The organism is Acinetobacter sp. CAU_H_60, assembly GCF_058599385.1.
Genome location: NZ_CM178653.1, coordinates 646,180 through 665,956 on the forward strand (window position 1 = coordinate 646,180; position 19,777 = coordinate 665,956).

At 43.8% G+C, this 19,777-nt stretch carries 21 protein-coding genes; 17 read left to right on the forward strand and 4 right to left on the reverse strand.

Features of this window, described 5'->3' with window-relative positions:
- Positions 1-39 precede the first annotated feature (39 nt).
- The 6 genes from AC4MBN_RS02990 to lysM all read left to right on the forward strand — a co-directional run bounded on the left by AC4MBN_RS02990 (position 40) and on the right by lysM (position 3,836).
- Positions 40-597 carry a YceD family protein gene (locus AC4MBN_RS02990; protein ID WP_180070283.1) on the forward strand — a complete coding sequence of 186 codons (558 nt, stop codon included), beginning with the start codon at positions 40-42 and terminating at the stop codon, positions 595-597.
- Between the two features lie 77 nt (positions 598-674).
- On the forward strand, positions 675-857 hold the full coding sequence (gene rpmF / locus AC4MBN_RS02995; RefSeq protein WP_004783304.1) for a 50S ribosomal protein L32: 183 nt from the start codon (positions 675-677) through the stop codon (positions 855-857).
- 246 nt (positions 858-1,103) lie between these two features.
- On the forward strand, positions 1,104-2,090 hold the full coding sequence (gene fabD / locus AC4MBN_RS03000) for an ACP S-malonyltransferase (RefSeq protein ID WP_175966821.1): 987 nt from the start codon (positions 1,104-1,106) through the stop codon (positions 2,088-2,090).
- Positions 2,087-2,821 carry a 3-oxoacyl-ACP reductase FabG gene (fabG, locus tag AC4MBN_RS03005; protein ID WP_419365630.1) on the forward strand — a complete coding sequence of 245 codons (735 nt, stop codon included), beginning with the start codon at positions 2,087-2,089 and terminating at the stop codon, positions 2,819-2,821. Before fabD ends, fabG begins: the two co-directional genes overlap by 4 nt.
- 86 nt (positions 2,822-2,907) lie before the next feature.
- The gene (acpP, locus tag AC4MBN_RS03010; protein WP_004783299.1) at positions 2,908-3,144 is read left to right on the forward strand and encodes an acyl carrier protein; all 237 of its coding nucleotides are present in this window, start codon (positions 2,908-2,910) and stop codon (positions 3,142-3,144) included.
- Between the two features lie 182 nt (positions 3,145-3,326).
- Positions 3,327-3,836 (forward strand): peptidoglycan-binding protein LysM, encoded by a 510-nt coding sequence (gene lysM / locus AC4MBN_RS03015; RefSeq protein ID WP_004783297.1) that lies wholly within the window; start codon positions 3,327-3,329, stop codon positions 3,834-3,836.
- A 125-nt stretch (positions 3,837-3,961) separates the two neighbouring features.
- Here lysM and AC4MBN_RS03020 read toward each other — a convergent pair whose 3' ends face one another.
- Positions 3,962-4,429, reverse strand: coding sequence for an Lrp/AsnC ligand binding domain-containing protein (locus AC4MBN_RS03020; protein WP_214001527.1), 468 nt, complete (start codon positions 4,427-4,429; stop codon positions 3,962-3,964).
- Between the two features lie 140 nt (positions 4,430-4,569).
- Here AC4MBN_RS03020 and AC4MBN_RS03025 point away from each other — a divergent pair, with 140 nt between their 5' ends.
- The 4 genes from AC4MBN_RS03025 (at position 4,570) to AC4MBN_RS03040 (ending at position 8,970) form a co-directional block, all read left to right on the forward strand.
- Entirely contained in the window at positions 4,570-5,829 is a 1,260-nt protein-coding gene (locus AC4MBN_RS03025) for a D-amino acid dehydrogenase (RefSeq protein ID WP_034701616.1), read from the forward strand.
- 35 nt (positions 5,830-5,864) lie between these two features.
- Positions 5,865-6,977 carry an alanine racemase gene (alr, locus tag AC4MBN_RS03030; RefSeq protein WP_491880635.1) on the forward strand — a complete coding sequence of 371 codons (1,113 nt, stop codon included), beginning with the start codon at positions 5,865-5,867 and terminating at the stop codon, positions 6,975-6,977.
- A 38-nt stretch (positions 6,978-7,015) separates the two neighbouring features.
- The gene (locus tag AC4MBN_RS03035; protein WP_419365628.1) at positions 7,016-7,378 is read left to right on the forward strand and encodes a RidA family protein; all 363 of its coding nucleotides are present in this window, start codon (positions 7,016-7,018) and stop codon (positions 7,376-7,378) included.
- 152 nt (positions 7,379-7,530) lie between these two features.
- Entirely contained in the window at positions 7,531-8,970 is a 1,440-nt protein-coding gene (locus AC4MBN_RS03040; RefSeq protein ID WP_034590044.1) for an amino acid permease, read from the forward strand.
- A gap of 54 nt (positions 8,971-9,024) precedes the next feature.
- Here the strand turns inward: AC4MBN_RS03040 and AC4MBN_RS03045 are convergent, their stop codons facing one another.
- Positions 9,025-9,477, reverse strand: a complete 453-nt coding sequence (locus tag AC4MBN_RS03045; RefSeq protein ID WP_004783286.1) for a CopD family protein — start codon at positions 9,475-9,477, stop codon at positions 9,025-9,027.
- A gap of 23 nt (positions 9,478-9,500) precedes the next feature.
- The gene (locus AC4MBN_RS03050) at positions 9,501-10,730 is read right to left on the reverse strand and encodes a beta-ketoacyl synthase N-terminal-like domain-containing protein (RefSeq protein WP_005234293.1); all 1,230 of its coding nucleotides are present in this window, start codon (positions 10,728-10,730) and stop codon (positions 9,501-9,503) included.
- Between the two features lie 275 nt (positions 10,731-11,005).
- On the opposite strand from AC4MBN_RS03050, the gene AC4MBN_RS03055 reads away from it, so the two are divergent.
- From AC4MBN_RS03055 to rimI, 7 genes are all read left to right on the forward strand, one after another.
- Positions 11,006-12,508, forward strand: a complete 1,503-nt coding sequence (locus AC4MBN_RS03055) for an EcsC family protein (protein ID WP_419365626.1) — start codon at positions 11,006-11,008, stop codon at positions 12,506-12,508.
- 155 nt (positions 12,509-12,663) lie between these two features.
- Positions 12,664-13,038, forward strand: coding sequence for a 30S ribosomal protein S12 (rpsL, locus tag AC4MBN_RS03060; protein ID WP_002050319.1), 375 nt, complete (start codon positions 12,664-12,666; stop codon positions 13,036-13,038).
- 181 nt (positions 13,039-13,219) lie between these two features.
- A complete protein-coding gene (gene rpsG, locus AC4MBN_RS03065; RefSeq protein ID WP_067728659.1) occupies positions 13,220-13,690 on the forward strand; it encodes a 30S ribosomal protein S7 in 471 nt (156 codons plus the stop codon).
- 130 nt (positions 13,691-13,820) lie between these two features.
- Entirely contained in the window at positions 13,821-15,956 is a 2,136-nt protein-coding gene (gene fusA / locus AC4MBN_RS03070; protein WP_067728661.1) for an elongation factor G, read from the forward strand.
- Positions 15,957-16,052: 96 nt separating this feature from the next.
- Positions 16,053-17,243, forward strand: coding sequence for an elongation factor Tu (gene tuf, locus AC4MBN_RS03075; protein WP_491876263.1), 1,191 nt, complete (start codon positions 16,053-16,055; stop codon positions 17,241-17,243).
- A gap of 234 nt (positions 17,244-17,477) precedes the next feature.
- Positions 17,478-18,359 carry a metal-dependent hydrolase gene (locus tag AC4MBN_RS03080; protein WP_419363072.1) on the forward strand — a complete coding sequence of 294 codons (882 nt, stop codon included), beginning with the start codon at positions 17,478-17,480 and terminating at the stop codon, positions 18,357-18,359.
- Between the two features lie 114 nt (positions 18,360-18,473).
- Positions 18,474-18,932, forward strand: a complete 459-nt coding sequence (gene rimI / locus AC4MBN_RS03085) for a ribosomal protein S18-alanine N-acetyltransferase (protein ID WP_180002414.1) — start codon at positions 18,474-18,476, stop codon at positions 18,930-18,932.
- A 27-nt stretch (positions 18,933-18,959) separates the two neighbouring features.
- On the opposite strand, the gene AC4MBN_RS03090 is transcribed toward rimI, so the two are convergent.
- Positions 18,960-19,775 carry an arginyltransferase gene (locus AC4MBN_RS03090; RefSeq protein WP_419363074.1) on the reverse strand — a complete coding sequence of 272 codons (816 nt, stop codon included), beginning with the start codon at positions 19,773-19,775 and terminating at the stop codon, positions 18,960-18,962.
- Positions 19,776-19,777: the final 2 nt, after the last annotated feature.

The following is a 19,777-nucleotide window of genomic DNA, read 5'->3' on the forward strand; positions in this document are numbered from 1 at the left end:
ACAGAGTTCTGATGAATTTGTAGAATTGCCGCCTTAATTATGTCAGCAAATACCTTTCCGGCACAGATTGAGCCGTTTAAATGGGCTGAACAGGGCTTTGTATGGTCAGGAAACCTGCCATTATCTCGCTTTGTTCGTATTGCTCGTGAAGCTGTTGGATCAATTGATGATCAATTGATTAACATAGACTGTAAGCTATCAATGGATGCCTATCATCGCATTGCATGGTTGGATGGTCATGTTGAAACGAAAGTTCCAATGGAATGCCAGCGTTGTCTGGAGACTGTTGAAATCGAACTCGTTTCAGATTTTCATCTAGCTCTTGTGGATGATGAGTCACTGATAGAGCGCTTGGATGAGGATGCTGATTTCATCGTCTTAGGTGAAAGTGAAGCAACGACGAAAGGTTCATATGATGCACCTGCCACCGCTGACTTGCTCGCACTGATAGAAGATGAATTGTTATTGTTGATGCCGCTGTCTCCTAAGCATGATGTTTGTGAGCATAAGCATCAACCTGCCGCAGAAGAAGTTGTTGAAGAAAAACGGGATAATCCGTTTGAAGTTTTGGCAGCTTTGAAGGGTAAACTTAACTAATTTTTGTGTTATACTCATGCGTATAAGACAATCGAATTTGTTCTGATCCATTTTTTCGATATTTGTAAGGAGCCATCATGGCCGTTCAGCAAAACCGTAAAAGTCGCTCTCGCCGTGACATGCGCCGTTCACATGACGCTTTAACTGAGAATGCATTAACTGTAGACCAAACTACTGGTGAAACTCATCGTCGTCACCACGTATCTAAAGATGGTATCTACCGTGGTCGTCAATTATTCGCTAAAGCATCTGCTGAATAATTGATGATGTATTAAGCGTTAAAGCTTAGTAGAAAAAATGGGAGCGTTAAGCTCCCTTTTTTTATGCTTGATTTTATACATAGGTTTTGCGGTCATCATGTGAAGTCGCGGTTTTTGTTGTATTTGGCAATTACCCAAGCCAAAATTACGTGTTAAATTGCGCTCCACAATGGGTAAGGTGATCTGATCGGCCAACTTTTAGGTCTAAGAAAAGATTCGCACCTCTTGAATGAAAGGATTTTATTTATGTCTGCTAAACAACTCGAACAAGCAGCTCAAGCAACTAAAACTGCATTTGTGTTCCCAGGTCAGGGTTCACAAAAAGTCGGCATGCTCGCTGAACTTGCAGAACAGTTTAGTGGTATCCGCGATACATTTGCTGAAGCATCTGAAGCGGTGGGTTTTGATCTGTGGCAGATTGCACAGACGGGTGAAGGTCTGGATCAAACCGAATTTACTCAACCGGTACTATTAACAGCATCAATCGCTTTATGGCGTGTATGGTTAGAGCTGGGTGGAGTAGCACCAAAATATATGGCGGGCCATTCACTCGGTGAATACAGCGCGTTAGTTGCAGCGGGTGCTTTAAGTCTGGGTGATGCAGTCAAGCTGGTGAACCTGCGTGGTAAGTTGATGCAAACTGCTGTACCTCAAGGCGTAGGTGCAATGGCGGCGATTCTGGGTCTGGATGATGCCAAAGTGATCGAGCTTTGTGCACAAGCAACAGCAGCAGGCGAAGGTTCAGTTGAAGCAGCCAACTATAATGCTCAGGGGCAAGTCGTAGTTGCTGGTAATAAAGAACGTGTAGAAGCCGTGATGGCACTGGCGAAAGAAAATGGCGGTAAAGCGATTGCACTACCAGTTTCAGTTCCTTCACATTGTTCACTGATGAAACCTGCCGCTGAGCAGTTCGCAACAGCTTTGGAACAAACTGCCATTGAGATGCCACGCATACCTGTATTACAAAATGTAGGCGCAAAAGCAGCTGCGGACGTGACTGAACTTCGTCAGGCTTTGACTGAGCAGCTGTATGAGTCAGTACAATGGACTAAAACACTACAATTCCTTCAAGATGAAGGCGTTGAGTACATTGTAGAATGTGGCCCAGGTAATGTACTGGCCAATATGGCAAAACGTTTACCGAATATCGAAAAAGCACTTCCATTAGATACTCAATCTCGTCTGGAAGATGCGTTGAACACCGTATTGGTGGCAGAAGGGAAAATTGCATGACACAGGAACGTAAAGTTGCCTTGGTGACAGGTGCAAGCCGCGGCATTGGTGCTGCAATTGCACAACAATTAATTCAAGACGGTTATTTTGTCGTAGGTACTGCGACTTCTGAAGCGGGTGCAGAGAAACTTAATGCACAATTTGCTGAAAATGGTGTCGGTAAAGTTCTAGATGTACGTGATGGTGCTGCGATTGATGCACTGGTCAGCGATATTGAGCAAAACTATGGTCCTGTGCTGGTACTGGTGAATAATGCCGGTATTACCAAAGACAACCTGTTATTACGCATGTCGGAAGACGACTGGGATGATATTTTAAACATCCATCTGAAAGCCGTTTATCGTTTATCTAAACGTGTGCTGAAAGGTATGACTAAGGCACGTTTCGGCCGTATCATCAATATCAGTTCTGTGGTGGCGCATTTTGCTAACCCAGGTCAGGCGAACTATTCAGCTGCCAAAGCAGGTATTGAGGCGTTTGGTCGCAGTCTGGCTAAAGAAATGGGTAGTCGTCAGATTACAGTCAATGCTGTTGCACCAGGCTTTATCGCGACTGAAATGACTGAACAGTTAAGTGAAGAAATTCGCAAGAAAATGAGTGATCAAGTGGCTTTAAACCGTTTAGGTGACCCACAAGATATCGCGAATGCCGTAAGTTTCCTGGCATCGGACAAAGCCAGTTACATTACAGGTACAGTCATTCACGTTAATGGTGGTTTATACATGAGCTAAACGGCACATGTATTAACTTTCCAAATTTTATAGATTCAATTAAACTAACGGCATTAAAAACGCCACAAGCAATGAGGAGAATTCCTGTGAGCGATATCGAACAACGCGTTAAACAAGCGGTTGCAGAACAACTTGGTATCAAAGTCGAAGAGATTAAAAACGAAGCATCTTTCATGGATGACTTAGGTGCTGACTCTCTAGACCTGGTTGAACTTGTTATGTCTTTCGAAAATGACTTCGACATCACTATTCCTGATGAAGATTCTAACGAAATCACAACTGTTCAATCTGCTATTGACTATGTTACTAAAAAACTTGGTTAATGCTGATTTTCAGCTTTGCTGAACCTAAAGACCACCGCAAGGTGGTTTTTTTGTGCCTGTAGAATAGATATAGGGTGATTTTACAATCGATAACCTTTTGCTTACCAATGACTAACTTTGTATCTGCTGCTTTCCTTGTACAAATAAGAATGATCTGATGAATAACAAGAATGGAGTCCACTATGGGTCTTTTTGATTTTGTAAAAGGCATTGGTAAAAAGAACACTGCAGCTGCGGAGCCACAACAAACACCGGCAGCAACTCAACAGGCACCTGCCGCTGCACCTAAAGCAGCATCGGCTGAACCTTCTGCACAGGAAATAGCGAACAAATTATTAGGCCATGTTAAAAGCCTAGGACTGCCAATTACAGGATTGTCGATCAGCTATAACTCAACCTCAGATCTGGCAACCGTACGCGGACAGGTACAAAGTCAGGCGGATCGTGAAAAGATTATTTTAGCAGTAGGAAATGTTGATCATGTTGCTAAAGTAGATGACCAGCTGACTGTAGCGAATCCGGAACCGGAAAGTAAGTTCTATACGGTTAAATCGGGTGATACCTTATCTAAAATTTCGAAAGAATTTTATGGTGATGCCAACCAGTACAACAAGATTTTCGAGGCAAATCGCCCTTTACTGAAAAATGCGGATGATATTTTCCCGGGTCAGGTACTACGTATTCCTGCCTAGTTTTAGATAATCATCAATATAAATTAATAAAATTTTATTTTAAACTTATCTAATTCAGATAAACGGTTCACAACAAAGCCCCTTATGGGGTTTTGTTGTATCTACCACTTGAACCCTTGTCAGAATTAGATTCTTACATCCAGATATGAACTTTCCTTTACTTCTTCCATAACCACATAACTATGTGAGGAAGCAGAAGAGGGGAGCTTTTTTAATAAATCCCCAAGCAGACGCCGGTAAGCACTCATTTCCTTTAGGCGTGCTTTCACCAGGTAATCAAAATCTCCCGAGATCAGATGACATTCCAGCACTTCAGGAATTTCGCTTAAGTCACGCGCGACCTGTTCAAACACATCACCTGATTTGGCGGAAAGTTTAATTTCCAGAAACACCAGCAGGTTCTTTTCCAGCTTTTCTGGATTGAGTCGGGCATGATAACCCATGATGATTCCATCCCGTTCCAGCCGCTTGACCCGCTCGGAACAAGGCGTGGTAGATAGGTTGACCCGGGAAGCGAGTTCACTGATTGCAATGCGTCCATCGCGCTGCAGGATATCTAAAATCATGCGATCAATGCGGTCTAATTTACGCATCTATTATTCCCTTAATTTTTAAAAATGACGCGAAAAATCTAGTGAATTTACTGAATATATCAGTTTAAAACAGTGAAATTCACTATCGATCCAAAAATATACTGGTGAAATAAACTATAAATGTCATTGAGGGTAATGTCATGCGCGTAATTGTATTGGGTGGTGGTGTCATTGGTGTAACAAGTGCCTACTATCTTGCGCAGCAGGGAGCAGAAGTGACTGTCCTTGACCGTCAGGCAGGTCCAGCTGAAGAAACCAGTTTTGGTAATGCGGGCCAAATTTCTCCTGGTTATTCGACACCATGGGCAGCACCTGGCATTCCATTTAAAGCAGTGAAATGGATGTTCCAGCACCATGCACCATTGGCGATTAATGTTGATGGTAGTCTGTGGCAGTTACAGTGGATGGCCCAAATGCTGAAAAACTGTAATGCCCAACATTATGCAGTGAATAAAGAACGTATGGTGCGGGTCGCCGAATATAGCCGTGACTGTTTACGTAATCTACGTCGTGATATCGGCATCTCTTATGAAAACCGTTCTAAAGGAACCTTGCAGATTTTCCGTAAGGAAGCACAGCTCGATGCAGTACAACGTGATATCGAAGTGCTGAAAGAAACCGGCGTGGATTTTGAATTGCTGGATCGTGAACAGCTAGCCAAAGTTGAACCGGCACTGGCTGAAGCTAAAGATAAACTGGTGGGTGGTTTGCATCTGCCAAATGATGAAACCGGCGACTGTTATCTGTTCACCAATGCACTGGCCAACTATGCCAAAGGCATGGGAGTGCAATTCAAGTTTAACCAGCATGTTGAAAAACTATTGTTTGAAGGTGACCAGATCAAAGGTGTACTGGTTAATGGTCAGGTATTGACCGCAGATAAATATGTGCTGGCTTTTGGCAGCTATTCCCGTGATTTCCTGAAGCCGCTACATCTGGATCTGCCGGTGTATCCAGTCAAAGGTTATTCATTGACCATTCCAATTGTGGATCAGACTCATGCACCACAATCGACTGTGCTGGATGAAACTTACAAGATTGCATTGACTCGTTTTGATCAGCGGATCCGTGTCGGTGGTATGGCAGAGTTGACAGGCTTTAATTTGGGCTTGAACGAAGATCGCCGTGCAACCTTGGAAATGGTCACTCGTGACCTGTTTCCGGGCGGCGATATGGCGCAGGCCAGTTTCTGGACCGGCTTACGTCCAATGACTCCGGATAGCACACCAATTATTGGACCGACACGCTTTAACAATCTGTTCCTGAATACTGGGCACGGTACCTTAGGCTGGACTATGGCCTGTGGTTCAGGAAAGCTGATCAGTGATCTGGTACTGGGTCAAGCACCTGAGATTAGTACTGAAGGTTTATCACTGAATCGTTATCAGCAGGTTGCTTAAGCTTTTAAGGATTATCAGTTTCAGGGAAGAAATTTATGCCACGTCCAATACACGCGGTGATTCATCAACAGGCATTGCAACATAACCTGCAAGTTGCACGTTCCTGCGCACCTCAAAGCCAGGTCTTTGCAATCGTCAAAGCTGATGCTTATGGGCATGGTATTGAGCGGGTTTATGCCGCATTAAAAAGTGCCGATGGTTTTGCCTTTCTGGATCTTATTGAAGGAAAGCGTTTGCGTGCCTTAGGCTGTGACAAACCCTTATTGTTGCTGGAAGGCATTTTTGGCCTTGAAGATTTATTCGACTGCGCCAAGTATGAGATGAGTTTTGCAATTCATGCCCAGCATCAACTGGAATGGTTAAAAACCTTTGTCCAATTACAACCAGACGTACAGTTTGATGTCTTTTTAAAAATGAATAGCGGAATGAACCGGCTCGGTTTTTTACCTGAGCAGTATCGTGTCGCTTTTCAGGAATTAAAGAGCATTGAGCAAGTACGCTCCATCAGTCATATGACACATTTTTCCGATGCAGATGGTATGCGCCTTGGACAGGAAGGTATTGAACATCAACAGCTGGTCTTTACCGAAACCATTCAAAATCTGCCGGGCAAAACCTCACTCAGCAATAGTGCTACCATTCTGCGCCATCATCAGTATATACAGTCAGACATTGTACGTAGCGGCATCATGCTTTACGGCAGTTCACCTGACTATCCTGCCCATACGATTGATCACTGGAACTTAAAGCCGACCATGAGTCTGCGTAGCGAGCTGATCGCAATTCAGCAGGTTCGGGCAGGAGACAGCATCGGTTATGGCTCTACTTTTATAGTTGAGCAGGATATGCAGATTGGAATAGTGGCCTGTGGTTATGCAGACGGTTATCAGCGAATCACACAAACTGGAACACCAGTTTTGGTAAATGGGATTCGAACCCAAACGATTGGTCGCATCAGTATGGATATGCTGGCGGTTGATCTGGATTCTGTCCCGGATGCGCAGATTGGTAGCGAAGTTGTGCTGTGGGGACAATCCATACACGGCACAGTATTGCCGATTGATGAAGTGGCCGCGGGTTCGGGTACGGTTGGCTATGAGCTGATGTGTGCCATCACCCAACGTGTGCCTATGCACATTGAAAGCTAAAGATTAAACAAATATTAGAAATAAGAGAGGATAAAATTATGACGGAACATGCAGATATTCAGCGTTTGAACAGCAATCAGGTCATGAGTGCTGTCACCATTCATAATCAAACCGTGTATTTATCAGGGCAGGTGCCAGACAGCACCAGTCTGGATATTCGTGGTCAAACGCGTGAAGTGCTCTTGAAGATTGATCAACTCCTTAAACTGGCAGGTACAGACAAAAGCCGTCTGTTATCTGCACAGCTCTTTGTTAAAAACCTGGAAGACTTTCAAACCGTCAATGCACTCTGGATTGAATGGCTCGAGGGATATGGCACACCAGCACGCGCAACCATTCAGGCGGATCTGGTAAATCCCGCCTGGTTAATTGAAATTGCAGTGATTGCAGCCCTCCCTTAAGTTGCTTCAGATTTTTATATCTCCCAACTTGATTTTGTAAGCACATCAGGCCTGATCATTTAATTCATTAAATGAAACTGTATCTGCAATCAGGATTTCAGGAAGAAATCCGATCAGATGAGCGAGGGCCTGATGGGAAAAAGGAACCGAATATGAATACAGCCTCCTCCAAAGATGATGCATCATCATCTCCCCATGAATTACAGCGTAAGCTCTCTAACCGCCATTTGCAGTTAATTGCCATTGGTGGTGCCATTGGTACAGGCCTGTTTATGGGTTCTGGTAAAACGATTGCACTGGCAGGGCCTTCAATCTTATTTATCTACATGATTATTGGAGCCATGTTCTTTTTCCTAATGCGTGCATTAGGGGAAATTTTACTGTCCAATCTGCACTACAAATCCTTCATTGATATGGCGCATGACCTGATTGGTCCGGGGGCTGGCTATTATATTGGCTGGTCGTACTGGCTGGGCTGGATTCTGGTCGGTATTGCCGACTTAGCGGCAATTATCAATTATCTGAATTTCTGGCTGCCACCTGATATGGCTTTTACACCCATGGGGCAGGCCATGATCAGTGCTGGCTGTGTACTGCTGGTACTGGGAATTAACCTGTTGACCGTGAAGCTGTTTGGTGAAATCGAGTTCTGGTTTGCACTGATTAAAATTCTGGCGATTTTAGGCCTGATTGCGATTGGCGGATATATGATCTTCAGCGACTTCCAGGCACCAGGAGGATCGGCTGCCAGCCTGACCAATGTCTGGGCCTATGATGGTATGTTCCCTAAGGGCACAATGGGCTTTCTGGCTGGCTTCCAGATTGCGATGTTTGCTTTCGTCGGTGTAGAACTGCTGGGTACGATGGCGGCTGAAACCAAGGATCCGGAAAAGAACTTGCCTAAAGCAGTGAATGCGATTCCTACACGGATCATCCTGTTCTATGTGTTGTCTCTGCTAGTCATTATGTCTGTAACACCGTGGGTAGAAATTCCTGCTGATCAAAGTCCTTTTGTAACACTGTTTCTGCATGCGGGTATTCCGGTGTCAGCCATTATCATGAATCTGGTGGTACTGTCTTCTGTGATGTCCTCCATGAATAGTGGCGTGTTTTCTACCAGTCGGATGCTGTTTGGTCTGGCACGTGATGGTCAGGCACCTCAGGCTTTGGCTGAGCTTTCAAGTCGTGCAGTTCCGGCTAAAGGTCTGTTATTTTCTTGTGCTTTTATCATGGCGGGTGCAGCTTTCCAGTATTTTGTGCCGAATACGATGGAAGCCTTTACGCTAGCCAGCTCACTCTGTGTGATTCTATTTATCAGTATCTGGGGGCTGATTATGGTGTGTTATATCCGTTACCGTAAACAGCAACCTGAAAAACATGCCACTTCGACCTTCAAGATGCCGGGCGGAATCTGGATGTCCTATCTGGTGTTGATCTTCTTGTTCTTTGCCTTAGTTATTTTAAGTCTGGAAGCAGATACCATGAAGGCACTGATGATTAGTCCGCTGTGGTTGGTGATTCTGTTTACTACCTATCATACTTTGTATAAACCACGTCTTCGTAAACGTCAGCAAATTCTCTCCGGAGAATAAAGTGCAGACATAAAAAATCCCCGATCAATCGGGGATTTTTTATTTTAGGGAATTTTAGAAAGTAGGTTTTACCACCACTAAAATCACCACAGCAAATAAAATCAGCGTTGGCATTTCATTAAAGAAGCGCCAGAACTTGTGTGACTTGTAATGGGCATTTTCCATCAGTTTCTTACGATAATAACCACATACCAAATGGTAAATGACTAGCAAGCCAACCAAGCCGACTTTCAGATAGAACCATAAGGCTTCATGGTAATGACGCGTTGCATCACCCCAATCGACCAGAAAGTGTGCTGTGATCAGCGTGGCGACCATGGCTGGCCACATAATCCCGCGATACAGCTTGCGTTCCATAATTTCAAAGCGTTGATGACTTACGACATCTTCGCTCATGGCATGGTAGACATAAAGCCGTGGCAGATAGAACAATGCAGCAAACCAGCAAACCACAGCAATAATATGTAATGCTTTTACCCACAAGAAAGCATCAGAAGGAGCATCCATCAAGTCACCCTAAAATGGGCGGCTTAGCCTTCCCATTTTTTGAAAACGAGACAAGCATTTACGCCGCCGAAACCGAAACTGTTACTCATCACAGTATTCAATTTTGCGTCACGTTTTTCAAGTACGATATCAAATGGTTTTGCGCCTTCATCCAGTTCAGTCACATTGATGTTTGGTGCAATAAAGTCATTTTGCATCATCAGAATAGAGTAGATCGCTTCCTGAACACCTGCAGCACCCAGGCTGTGACCTGTCATAGATTTAGTCGAGCTGAGTGGGGGAACCTGACCTTCACCGAAGGCACGTGCCATAGCTTTAAGTTCAGTAACATCACCTGCTGGAGTAGAAGTACCATGTGTATTCACATAGTCAATTTTATCTACACCATGCTGTTTGGCTTCTTCTAGAGCCATCAGGATACAACGTGTTGCCCCTTCGCCAGATGGAGCAACCATGTCAGCACCATCAGAGTTAGCTGCATAAGCCACAACTTCAGCCAGAATATTCGCACCACGTGCCTGAGCATGTTCCAGTGACTCAAGCACCACGAAACCGCCACCACCAGCAATCACGAAACCATCACGATCTGCTGAATATGGACGAGAAGCTGTTTCAGGTGTGTCGTTGTATTTAGAGCACAGTGCACCCATCGCATCAAACAACAGGCTTTGAGACCAGTGATCTTCTTCACCACCACCGGCAAGCATTAAATCCTGTTTACCCAGTTGGATCAGGTTGTAAGCATAACCAATTGCATCAGCAGAAGTTGCGCAGGCGCTAGTAATCGAGTGTGCAATCCCTTGTAATTTGAATGCGACACCGACGTTTGCTGTAATGGTATTTGACATGTTACGTGGAACGAAGAATGGACCGACTTTGCGTGCGCCTTTTTCTTCCAGTAATTTTGTCATTTCTACTACAGAAGCTGTCGAGTTGCCACCTGAACCGCCCGCAATACCATAACGTGGATTATTCGCCAGATCTTCCTGTTTTAAACCTGCATGCTCAACGGCAGCCACAGCAGCATTGTAGGCATACATCGCACAAACGCCCATAAAGCGTTTCAGCTTACGGTCAATGCCATCAAAATCCTGTTCAGCAGCAGCGCTAACATGGCTCTTGAAATTCAATTCAGCATAAGTTGGATTAAAACGTGTTCCTGAAATCCCGTTTTGTAAAGAGTGATTCACATCCTCTAATGTATTACCAATGCACGAGTTAATACCCATACCAGTGATGACAACACGTTTCATCTACAGATCCTTATAGTTTATCTCTGGGGCAGCGGGAGATATTTGACGTTGATAAGACAGCAAAATATAGCGCTGACCCCTATTTCACAATGCAGAACATCATAGCAGAAAGATTTTTGAAATCTTATGGCAAATGTTATGCCGTGTGACAGTAGGTTGAGTTTATAAAGTACTGTGTAGAGCTTTTACTAAATGAAACAGAATAAGGTTGAGATAAATGCTGACTACACCTAGTATTTATACCAAATACAAGCACGTGCATGCTGAGGTAAAAAATGGTAAATGCTAATAATAAACAATCTAATGGTCTGATTTCGAATGCCTTTGGAGTGGCGAAAAAGTTCAGTTCAACAGGTTTGGAACTGTTAAATCATGTTGCACCAGATTCTGTGACTAAAACCTTCAATACCGATCATGCTGTTGATGGCTCGGCAAAAGTCAAAAGCCCTTTTGCTTCAAAAAAATATGAAAATCCCAAGGACATGCTACGCGAACATCTTCCCAATGTTTCCCGTCAGCTGCTGGGCCGTCGTTTTAATACCGTGAATAATGTCGCGCATTTTGTTTCTCCCCAGCTGGCCGACAAAGTATCTGACTACTTTTATAATCACCTGAATCAATTCAGTAACCAGATGAGTTCGGTTGATGCCATCCTGAATGAAGCAGGGGCGAAGGATCTGGAAGAATTAACCCAGGACACTACGCGTTCTCAACGCATTTCTCAGGCATTTGCTGAACAAAATAAATGGATGGCGACGGTACAAGGCGCTGTAAGTGGTGTCACTGGGGTATTGGGAACTGCGATTGATATTCCAGCTTCTTTACTGATGGCACTGCGTACCATCTATCAAGTGGGACGTTCTTATGGTTTTGACCTGAGCAAGGAAGACGATCAGGAAATTGTACAGCATATCTTTAGACAGATTGATCTCAGTCTGATTGCAGAAAAACAGGCGCTGTTGATGGGGCTTAAAGCGCTGAGCAGTACTTTGAAAACACATGACCTTTCCCAGTTGCAGACTATGCTTGGATCAAGCAATGATGTGGAAACACTGAAAAAATGGCTCAGCAATCAGGATGGTAGCATGAAGTGGGAATGGATGAACCATTTCCCGAAACTGTCTTTATTAGAGCAGTTAACCAAACTGACTCCATTGGCGAGTGCAGGGATTGGCGCAGTCTATAGTCATCGCTTTGTGAATGACGTGAACCAGAAAGCTCAAGAAGTATTCTCGCATGCCCGTCAGTATCTGCAACAACATCAAGACCTAGGCTTGTCACCATATGCTGCCTATGAAAAAGCAGTTGATCTGCTCCAGCAGGCGGCACCGAAGCTGATGGAAAATCTTGACCATTCAGCCGCTGATAAAGATAAGCCAATTCTGGATAAAGAAATCCCAATTGAAGGCAATCAAACCATCAAGCAGGTCAAACTGGTCAAGAAAGATCAGGAAAGCTTGAGTCCGGAAGAAGCTGAAGTGAAAAAAGATGAAAAGGTCAGCGAAGGTCTGGATGAATTGACCGATAAACTGGTTGAACATGCTGACGCTAGACAGGAACAAAAACCGGCTATTCCAAAAGATTCTTTTGATGCAGATGCAGCCCTAGAAGAAGAGCTCGGCTTGCAGGAAAATGACACAGAAATGTTACAGGCAGCCGCTGAAGAAGAGACGGATACAAACAATCCAGAAAACTCCGAGACTGCAGACAAACAAACGCAAGCTGAGGAAACTACGGAAGATGTTACAAAAAATGCTGCCACGAAATCGAAAAAATGAATGATTTTCACCATAAAATAAACGCTTAAAGTCGAGATGCGATCGTGTTTTGCCTGACTCAGGCATATTGACCGATTTTGCATCTTGACATACAATTGCATGCCCTCAAAAAGTAGTATTTTTTTGGGGCTTTTTATTAACGGGAGAATTGCCACATGGCAACAACAAATCAGTTGATCCGTAAGGGTCGTACGACTTTAGTTGAAAAATCTAAAGTTCCTGCGTTGAAGGCTTGTCCACAACGTCGTGGTGTTTGTACACGTGTTTACACAACTACACCTAAAAAACCTAACTCAGCAATGCGTAAAGTTTGCCGTGTTCGCTTAACTTCTGGTTTTGAAGTATCAAGCTACATCGGTGGTGAAGGCCATAACCTACAAGAGCACAGTGTTGTTCTTATCCGTGGTGGTCGTGTTAAAGATTTACCAGGTGTACGTTACCATACCGTTCGTGGTTCTTTAGACTGTGCTGGTGTTAAAGATCGTAACCAGTCTCGTTCTAAATACGGTACTAAACGTCCTAAGAAATAATTGATCTTTCGAGATTAATTTCTTAGTTCGTAGAACTGCAATCCTTTATCGTCTCGCTTGTCTGATTTCTGCATTTATTTTGTGAAATTCAAGCGACGTGTAGTAAGGCCAGCGAATGTACATGACACTTTGTACTCATGCTGGATAAACCTGAAGTGTCATATTTATAGGTAGTTTTAAAATGCCAAGACGTCGCGTAGTCGCTGCTCGTGAAATCCTTCCGGATCCTAAGTTCAGCAGCCAAACAATCGCTAAATTCATGAACCACGTAATGCAAGATGGTAAAAAATCTATTGCTGAAAGTATCGTTTACGGTGCTTTGGACCGCGTTCAAGAAAAATCTAAAGTAGACCCAGTTGAATTTTTTGAGGCTACTCTTGAAAAAGTTCGTCCAATGGTCGAAGTAAAAGCACGCCGTGTTGGTGGTGCTACATACCAGGTACCTATGGAAGTACGCCCATCCCGTCGTACTGCCCTAGCTATGCGTTGGTTAGTAGATGCTGCTGCTAAGCGTTCTGAAAAAACTATGGCTTTACGTCTTGCTGGCGAGTTGCTTGATGCAGCTGAAGGTAAAGGCGCAGCGGTTAAAAAACGTGAAGATGTGCACCGTATGGCTGAAGCCAACAAAGCCTTCTCTCACTACCGTTTCTAAGCACATAAAACAGGCCCTTATCAGGACGGTGATGATATGGGTTTCATCCAATCGTCATCAAAACGCTTTAAGTTGCTAGCAACTTAAAGCGTCCTGTTTTAAACAACAAAATTTAGGAATGCTAGAAATCATGGCACGTCAAACCCCAATTTCTCGTTACCGTAACATCGGTATTTCCGCGCACATCGATGCTGGTAAAACAACGACTTCTGAACGTATTTTGTTCTACACAGGTGAGAGCCATAAACTAGGTGAAACTCACGAAGGTTCAGCAACAACTGACTGGATGGAACAAGAGCAAGAACGTGGTATTACCATTACTTCAGCAGCAGTAACATGCTTCTGGAAAGGTATGGCTAACCAGTTCGACCAACACCGTATTAACGTTATTGACACCCCGGGACACGTTGACTTCACGATCGAAGTTGAGCGTTCTATGCGTGTTCTTGACGGTGCATGTATGGTTTACTGTGCTGTAGGTGGTGTACAACCTCAGTCTGAAACTGTATGGCGTCAAGCAAACAAATATAAAGTGCCTCGTATTGCGTTCGTAAACAAAATGGACCGTACTGGCGCGAACTTCTTCCGTGCTGTGGAACAAGTAAAAACACGTCTTGGCGGTAACCCTGTGCCAATCGTGATTCCAGTTGGCGCTGAAGAAAACTTCCAAGGTGTTGTTGACCTAATCGAAATGAAATCGATTATCTGGGACGAAGCGTCTCAAGGTATGAAGTTCGAATATGGTGAAATCCCTGCTGACTTAGTTGAGCTAGCTAACGAATGGCGTACTAACATGGTTGAAGCTGCTGCGGAAGCATCAGAAGAACTCATGGACAAGTACCTTGAAGAAGGCGAGTTGACTAAAGAAGAAATCGTTTCTGGTCTGCGTGCACGTACATTGTTGAATGAAATTCAACCAATGCTTTGTGGTTCAGCGTTCAAAAACAAAGGTGTTCAACGTATGTTGGATGCTGTTATTGAGTTCTTGCCAGCGCCAACTGACGTTGAAGCAATTAAAGGTATCTTAGACGACAAAGACGAAACTGAAGGTTCTCGTGAAGCGTCTGACGATGCTCCGTTCTCTGCGCTTGCGTTCAAAATCATGAACGACAAATTCGTAGGTAACTTGACATTCGTACGTGTTTACTCTGGTGTTCTTAAAGCGGGTAGCCCGTGTTATAACCCAGTAAAAATGAAACGTGAACGTGTTGGCCGTATCGTACAGATGCACGCAAATGACCGTCATGACATCGAAGAAATTCGTGCAGGTGACATCGCAGCGTGTGTAGGTCTTAAAGATACGACAACTGGTGATACGCTTTGTGATGAAAACAACATCATTACACTTGAGCGTATGGAATTCCCAGAGCCAGTAATTGCACTTGCAGTTGAACCTAAAACTAAAGCTGACCAAGAAAAAATGTCAGTTGCTTTAGGTCGTTTGGCGAAAGAAGATCCATCGTTCCGTGTACGTACTGACGAAGAATCTGGTCAAACAATTATTGCTGGTATGGGTGAGCTTCACCTTGACATCATCGTTGACCGTATGAAGCGTGAGTTCAACGTTGAAGCGAACATTGGTAAACCAATGGTTGCTTACCGCGAAACGATCAAGAAATCTGTTGAGCAAGAAGGTAAATTCGTTCGTCAAACTGGTGGTAAAGGTAAATTCGGTCACGTATACGTACGTTTAGAGCCGCTTGACCCTGAAACTGGTAAAGACTACGAGTTCGCTGAAGAAGTTGTTGGTGGTGTAGTACCTAAAGAATTCTTCGGTGCGGTTGACAAAGGTATCCAAGAACGTATGAAGAATGGTGTCCTTGCTGGTTATCCAGTAGTTGGCATCAAAGCGACATTGTTCGACGGTTCTTACCATGATGTCGACTCTGACGAATTATCGTTCAAAATGGCAGGTTCTTATGCCTTCCGTGATGGTTTCATGAAAGCAGATCCTATCTTGCTTGAGCCTATCATGAAAGTTGAAGTAGAAACTCCAGAAGACTACATGGGCGATATCATGGGTGACTTAAACCGTCGTCGTGGTCTTGTTCAAGGTATGGACGATTTACCTGGCGGTACTAAAGCGATTCGTGCAGAAGTTCCACTTTCTGAGATGTTTGGTTACGCAACTCATATGCGTTCTATGTCTCAAGGTCGTGCGACTTACTCTATGGAGTTCGCTAAGTACGCTGAAACTCCACGTAACGTGGCTGAAGGCATTATCGCTAAATTCCAGTCTGGCGGTAAAAAAGGTGACGACGAGTAATCTTTCGATTACTATAAGCCCAAACTAATTCATAGTTAAAAACCAAAATCGCTTGTAGGGCTCACCCCCTACAGGCAGTTTAAAAAGGAAGATCTCATGGCTAAGGCTAAGTTCGAACGTAATAAGCCACACGTTAACGTGGGCACAATCGGTCACGTTGACCATGGTAAAACAACTTTAACAGCTGCGATTGCAACTGTATGTGCTAAAACATTCGGTGGTGAAGCGAAAGACTACGCTGCAATCGACTCTGCACCAGAAGAAAAAGCACGTGGTATTACAATTAATACTTCACACGTAGAATACGATTCTCCAACTCGTCACTACGCTCACGTAGACTGCCCGGGCCACGCCGATTATGTTAAAAACATGATTACTGGTGCTGCTCAGATGGACGGCGCGATCCTTGTATGTGCTGCGACTGACGGTCCAATGCCACAAACTCGTGAACACATCCTGCTTTCTCGTCAGGTAGGTGTACCTTACATCGTTGTATTCTTGAACAAATGCGACCTTGTAGACGACGAAGAGCTTCTTGAACTGGTTGAAATGGAAGTTCGTGAACTTCTTTCTACTTACGACTTCCCAGGTGATGACACTCCAATCATCCGTGGTTCTGCTCTTGCAGCTCTTAACGGTGACCAAGGTCAATACGGCGAACCAGCTGTAGTAGCACTTGTTGAAGCGCTTGACTCTTACATCCCAGAACCAGAACGTGCAATCGACCAAGCATTCTTGATGCCAATCGAAGACGTATTCTCAATTTCTGGTCGTGGTACAGTTGTAACTGGCCGTGTTGAAACTGGTGTCATCAAAGTTGGTGAAGAAGTTGAAATCGTGGGTATCAAAGACACAGTTAAGACTACTGTAACTGGCGTTGAAATGTTCCGTAAACTTCTTGACGAAGGCCGTGCTGGTGAGAACTGTGGTATCTTGCTTCGTGGTACTAAACGTGAAGACGTACAACGTGGTCAAGTACTTGCTAAACCAGGTTCTATCAAACCGCACACTAAATTCGATGCAGAAGTATACGTACTTTCTAAAGACGAAGGTGGTCGTCACACTCCATTCCTTAACGGTTACCGTCCACAGTTCTACTTCCGTACAACTGACGTAACTGGCGCGATTTCTTTGAAAGAAGGCGTTGAAATGGTTATGCCTGGTGACAACGTAGAAATGTCAGTAGAACTGATCCACCCAATCGCAATGGACCCAGGTCTACGTTTTGCGATCCGTGAAGGTGGTCGTACAGTTGGTGCTGGTGTAGTTGCTAAAGTAACTGCATAATCGCTGATTGTGTGAAAAAAGCGTCCCTTTGGGACGCTTTTTTTATATCTGTAAATTCAACTTACTCATTTTCAAGCATATTTAAATTGTCTAACAATATATTTATAAGCTGTCCTTAAGTGATATTTCACTGACCTTATCTGCACTTATGTGAAAAATTCAACGCAGTAATATAACTATAAGAATTTTAATAATTAGATTTCAGCTCTATATAGAACTGAGGGGAGTAAGTGTATGAATGCTCAAGTGAAAATTACCAATCGTGCAGGCGCAAGTTTTCCGGTACGTCGTATGAGTTTTGATTTTGATCAAGTGTCAGAATACTGGATGAATGGTTCAGCAGGACTGACTCACTTTATGACTGCACTCTCTGCACTATTCCCGGCAGGCGAAAAATTCTTTATTGATTCTGTTCGTGCTGTACGTCAGCATCCAGCCATTAAAGATAATGAGGCGTTGCAAAAGGAAATTTCTGCCTTTATTGGTCAGGAAGCCATGCATACCCAGGAACATGTGGGTTTTAATGCTTCAGCGCAACGTCATGGTCATGATGTTGATACGCTAGATCGTTATACTGACCGAGTCATTCAAACTGCACGCAAAATCTTTGCGGCAGTCGGTAAACCAGTCGGTATTACCCAGGAAATGGTGGACCTCACTGCGACGACTGCTCTAGAACATTTTACTGCGACCATTGCATCTCAGTTACTGACCAATCATCATATTCAGGAACTGATGAAAGATGACACCATGAAAACTATGTGGCTCTGGCATGCAATTGAAGAGAATGAACATAAGGCCGTGGCCTATGATGTATTCGAAGGTGTTTTCGGTAAAGGCTTAAAATCTTATCTGCTGCGTACCACTTCATTAGTCGCTGCAATGGTCACCCTATTCTTTGTACAAAGCTACTTTGTATTGCGTTTATTGAAAGAAGACCGTCAGTTAAGTCTTGGAGCTTTAAAAGAAATTTATACTTATGGTTATAGCCCATCTAAAGGAATTATTACCGGTATGGGTAAAGAAATGCTGATGTACTTTAAACCTGGTTTTCATCCAAATGATCATGACACCCATAGCTTATTACAAAGCTGGAAACAAAAACTGGGCCTTTAATTTAAAACTAGATTAAAAGACTGAAGAGCAACCTAAGTTGCTCTTTTTTTTTGCTCGATTTTTTAAATAAAGTTTCTATAATGCGGAGGTTAATTCTAGATAAGATGAACGAAGATGATTCGTTTGATGCAAGCTGCGGATGTACCAGCCGTTGCCAAGATTGAAACCAAAGTACAATCCCATCCCTGGACCTTTAAACAATTTGAAGATGCTGTTACTGCTTATCAAAGCACTGTGATTGAACAAGCAGGGCAAGTCGTAGGGTTCTGCATTTTACAGCCGGTGTTGGATGAAGCCAATTTATTACTGATGGCAATTGATCCTGCGCAACAGGGCAAAGGTTTAGGTTATCAGTTGCTAGATGCCTCAATTGCATTATTGAAAAATAGTCCAGTACAAATCTTTCTGGAAGTACGGGAAAGCAATACTGCTGCAATTAAACTGTATGAAAAAACCGGTTTTCATCAGATTGATCTGCGCAAGAACTATTATCCGAATTCGAATGGCACTCGGGAACATGCCATTATTATGGTGAAGTCCTGTACTGATGATTTTGCCAGCCTGTTTAAATAATATTCCAGCTCTTATTTGACGACTAACTTACTTGATGATGGGATTATTCCATCCGCTAGGCAAGGTCGTCATCAAGGAGTTTCCCAGATGTTCAATCTCCACCGGAGTAAGGGGGCGGTTTAATCGGCGCCACTGCCCGTCAATTAATAATTCAAGTGGCAGGTATTGAGACTTGTAGTTCATTTTGGCTGAATGTGGAACCCAGTAGCCCAGATACACAAACTGCAAACCAAGTTTTTGAGTGTGCTCAATCTGTTTCAGAATCGCAAAGGCACCCAGGGAACGGCGGTTCTCATCAGGATCAAAGAAAGTATACACTGCTGAAACGCCATCATCGAGCAGGTCACAAGTCGATACGCTGATCAGACGGTCATCTTTCCATAATTCCAGAAAGAAACTATCGGTACAGCTTTGTAGTAAAAACTTTTCGAACTGGTCACGGCTAGGTGGGTACATATCACCATCTGCATGGCGTTCATTAATATAACGTTCGTAGAGGGCGTAATGTATATCTGTGGCCTGTTCAGGATGGGTAATTTTAACCGTCAAATCCTGATTACGTTTCCAGGCTTTTTTTTGCGAGCTGTTCATTTGGAATTCATGAACAGGAATACGTGAAGATAAACATTGACGGCACAGGTGGCATTCAGGCCGATAGACAAAATCACCACTACGACGGAAACCGGTACGAGAAAGCTCGGACAGCGTCACTACATCAATACGGTGCGCTGGATCAAGAAAAACCATGCGCGCGGACTTGTTGAGCAGATAGCTACAGTCATGCGGCGGCGTAATATAATACTGTAAATCGTTCAGTAGGGACTGTGGTTGATAAGAGTTCATAA